The sequence below is a fragment of the Dietzia sp. DQ11-38-2 genome (assembly GCF_014145055.1).
Lineage (GTDB): Bacteria > Actinomycetota > Actinomycetes > Mycobacteriales > Mycobacteriaceae > Dietzia.
On record NZ_JAALDW010000182.1, the window covers coordinates 1 to 3760 of the forward strand.

Genomic DNA, 3760 nt, shown 5'->3' on the forward strand with positions numbered 1-3760 from the left:
CGCCGGCGAGCCTGGCCGCCCTGCCGGAACCGATCGGGGGTTCGGGGACCCTGTGGGCCTGTTGCAGGGCGCCGTCGTGGTGCCCCGCCAGCAGTAGTGCCAACCCCGCGGCGGACCGACCGGGTTCACCGGTGAGCGCGATTCGGTCTCCGGGGGCGGCGCCGTCGATCCGCAGGGGGCGCGCGCCGTCCGGCAGGGTGCCCATCGCGGTGACCCCGACGACGACGAGGGTCGCGCTGGTGAGATCACCGCCCACCACCTCCGCACCGGATCGCGCGGCCTCTCCGTGGATTCCGGCGGCCAGCTCACCGATCTGTTCCATGGTCGTCCTGCCGGGCACCGCCAGGGCCACGAGGACCCGGGAGCAGTCGGCGCCCATGGCCAGGACGTCGGAGACGTTCTGTGCGACGGCGCGGCGACCGATGTCCCGCCACGTGGTCAGGTCCAGACGGAAGTGGGTGCCCTCGACCAGCATGTCCGTCGTCACCACGGTCGCCGCGGCGGGCCCGAGAACCGCCGCGTCGTCCCCGTTGCCCACGGGATCGCCCGAGCCGACCCGCCCCGGCCCGCTCAACACCTCCAGGACCGCGGCTTCCCCGACTTCGGCGACGGTCGGTGGCCGGTCGCTCGCAGCGCTCATCGGTGTCCTCGGTGGTCAGGCGCCGGGAGCTCCGGCGGGTGTCTGTAGCGTTGCCGACAGGCTAGCGGCCGCGACCCGGGCGGCCGATCGCAGGAGAGAGGACGACTCGAGGTGCGCACCACGGAGACGAACTCGGGGGACCGGCACGACGCGAGGTCATCCGGTTCATCCGGGCCCGCGGCATCGCAGGACCTGACGCCCGACGGTGGACACCGACCACCGGTCTCGACCGTCGTCGTGATCGCGGCGGTCCTGATCCCGCTGGTGTTGCTCGCCGTGGTCCTGGTTCTGGTGCGCAGTATGAGCGACGAGGCCGCCGAGACCGCCGCGAGCGAGCCCGTCACCGCGGTGAGCATCCCGGCCCCCGGCGCCGGATCCGAGGAGTGCCTGTCGCTTCTGGAGTCTCTCCCGGAGTCCCTGGGCGAGGCCGACCGCGTCCCGTTCGTCGAACCCGCGCCCCCGGGCGCGGCGGCGTACCGGTTGCCCGACGCCGAGACCGTCGTCGTCCGCTGCGGTCTGCCCGCACCGCCGACCTTCACGGTCGGGTCGACGCTCCAGGAGGTCAACGGTGTGCAGTGGTTCAACGATCCGGACCCGGACCCGGCCGTGACGTCGTCCACCTGGGTGGCCGTGGACCGGCCGGAGTACATCGCGGTCACGCTCCCCGCGACCGGCGGCACGGGCCCGATCCAGGACCTGTCGGACGCGCTCTCCGCCGTCCTCGAGGCCGTGGAACCGCGGCCCGCGCCGATCAGCTGACGCGCGCGGTCAACACCCGGCCAGCGCGGTCCGCACGAGGGTGTCGAGCAGGGTCCGGTAGTCGACTCCGGAGGCCGCCCACATCTGTGGGTACATCGATATCGGGGTGAATCCCGGCATGGTGTTGACCTCGTTGATCACCGGCCCGTGGTCGGTGACGAAGAAGTCGACGCGGCTCAGCCCACGCGCGTCCAGGGCGTGGAACGCCTCGACGGCCAGGGCCCGAAGGCGATCGGTCTCCGCGGCGGGGAGCCGCGCGGGCAGGTCGAACGTGCAGACGTCGTCGAGATACTTCGTGTCGAAGTCGTAGAAGGAGTCGCCCTCCGTCTCGCCGTCCAGACCGGTCGGCTCCCCGGGGATGTGCAACTCGGCGGGCAGGCTCGCCTCCACCCGGCCGTCCGGATACTGCAGAACGCCGCATTCGACCTCGCGACCCACGATGGCCGCCTCGATGATGACCTTGGGGTCGAACCGGCGGGCCTCGGCGATGGCCGCGTCGAGTTCTCCCCGGTCGCTGACCTTGGTGATCCCGATGGACGACCCACCGCGGGCGGGCTTGACGAACAACGGCAACCCGAGCCGGTCCACCTCCGACTCCGGCACCGGCCCCGACCCGGGACGCAACACGACCTGCTCGCCGATCGGCAGTCCGGCCGCACCCAACACCACCTTGGTGAACTCCTTGTCCATTCCGGCCGCGCTGGCGAACACCCCCGGGCCCACGTATGGGACGCCCGAGAGCTCCAACAGCCCCTGGACGGTGCCGTCCTCCGCATGGGTGCCGTGCATGACGGGGAACACCACGTCCACCCGGGCCACCTCGTCGCCGGCGCGCTCACCGTCCAGGAACCGCAGGACCCCGCGGTCGTCGGCGGACAGGCCGAGTGCCACCCGGGGTCGACCCGGGTCGACCTCCGGCAGCACACGGTCGATGATCCGCAGGCCCGAGACGTCGTCGGGACCCAGGGTCCACGTCCCCGATCCGGTGATCCCGACCGGGACCACCTCGTAGACGGCTGGGTCGAGGTGTGCCATGACGGCACCGGCGGACACGCAGCTCACGGAGTGCTCCGAGCTACGCCCGCCGTACAGGACGGCAACGGTGATGCGATTCACCGGGCCGAGGCTACTCGGGCTTGGTGCTGCGTCTCATGAGGCGCACCGCCACCTCGACGGCGTCGCCCCCCTCGTGGCAGATCTCGTGGACGGCCTCGGTCAGGGGCATCTCGACCCCTACCTGCCGGGAGAGCGCACGGATCGACGTACAGGACTTGACCCCCTCCGCGACCTGGCCGTTGGTGGCCTCCTGTGCCTGCTCCAGGGTCTCGCCCCTGCCCAGTCGCTCTCCGAAGGTGCGGTTGCGGGACAGCGGCGAGGTGCAGGTGGCGACCATGTCGCCGAGACCCGCGAGCCCCGCGAAGGTCATCTGGTTGGCTCCGAGCGCCACTCCCAGCCTCGTCGACTCCGCCAATCCGCGCGTGACCAACGAGGCCATGGTGTTGTCGCCCAGGCCCATGCCGGAGGCGATCCCACACACGAGCGCGATGACGTTCTTGGTGGAACCGCCGATCTCGCAGCCCACCACATCGGAGTTCGTGTACGGCCGGAAGTAGGGGGTGGCGAAGGCGTCCTGCAGGCGGGCGGCACGGTCGGCGTCCGTGCAGGCGATGACGGTCGCCGCGGGCTGACCCTCGGCGACCTCCCGCGCGAGGTTGGGGCCGGACAGCGCGGCGATCCTGTCCGGCGTCAACCCCGTCACCTCTGCGACGACCTCACTGATACGCATCAGCGTCCCGGTCTCGATACCCTTCGCCAGCGAGATGACCCCGGCGTCGGGCTCGAGGAGGTCGACCCACGTCTCGAGGTTTCCCCTCAGGCTCTGGGACGGGACGGCCAGGACGACCTCGTGGGAGCCCGCGAGGACCTCGGCGGGGTCCGTCGAGGCGGTGACCGTCGCCGGCAACACGGTCTCCGGCAGGTACTTCTCGTTGCAGTGACGCTCGTTGATCCCGAGTGCCACCTCGTCACGGCGGGCCCACATCACGACCTCCGACCCCGCGTCCGCGAGGACCTTCCCGACGGCGGTCCCCCACGACCCCGCACCCATCACCGCGACCCGCGCCATTTCGCCTCCCGGCTCGTCGTTCACCACCGGGGCCCTCGCCGGTGGATCGTGAGCAAACGCTACCCGGCCCGGCGCGCGCGCGAGGCTCTGCTGGCAGGATGGCGGGCGATGACTACGGTGTCGGGGCACGGGGCGGCGGACGGCGGGTGGACGATCGTCGTCCCCGTCAAGGCGCTCGACCGCGCCAAGAGCCGACTCGCCCGCGCAATGCCCGCGTCCGACCGCCGCGAGCTCGC

Annotated in this window: 4 protein-coding genes; 1 reads left to right on the top strand and 3 read right to left on the bottom strand. The window is 71.8% G+C overall.

Annotated elements, in window-relative coordinates:
* On the bottom strand, positions 1 to 640 hold a 640-nt coding region (locus G6026_RS06945; RefSeq protein WP_241727970.1), incomplete at its 3' end, for an AIR synthase related protein.
* Between the two features lie 111 nt (positions 641 to 751).
* On the opposite strand from G6026_RS06945, the gene G6026_RS06950 reads away from it, so the two are divergent.
* Entirely contained in the window at positions 752 to 1399 is a 648-nt protein-coding gene (locus G6026_RS06950; protein WP_107756668.1) for a DUF3515 domain-containing protein, read from the top strand.
* 9 nt (positions 1400 to 1408) lie between these two features.
* Here the strand turns inward: G6026_RS06950 and G6026_RS06955 are convergent, their stop codons facing one another.
* Together G6026_RS06955 and G6026_RS06960 are read right to left on the bottom strand one after the other, a co-directional pair.
* Entirely contained in the window at positions 1409 to 2515 is a 1107-nt protein-coding gene (locus tag G6026_RS06955; protein WP_107756669.1) for a D-alanine--D-alanine ligase family protein, read from the bottom strand.
* A gap of 10 nt (positions 2516 to 2525) precedes the next feature.
* Complete coding sequence (locus G6026_RS06960) at positions 2526 to 3524, bottom strand: NAD(P)H-dependent glycerol-3-phosphate dehydrogenase (protein ID WP_107756670.1); 999 nt, start codon at positions 3522 to 3524, stop codon at positions 2526 to 2528.
* Positions 3525 to 3760 lie beyond the last annotated feature (236 nt).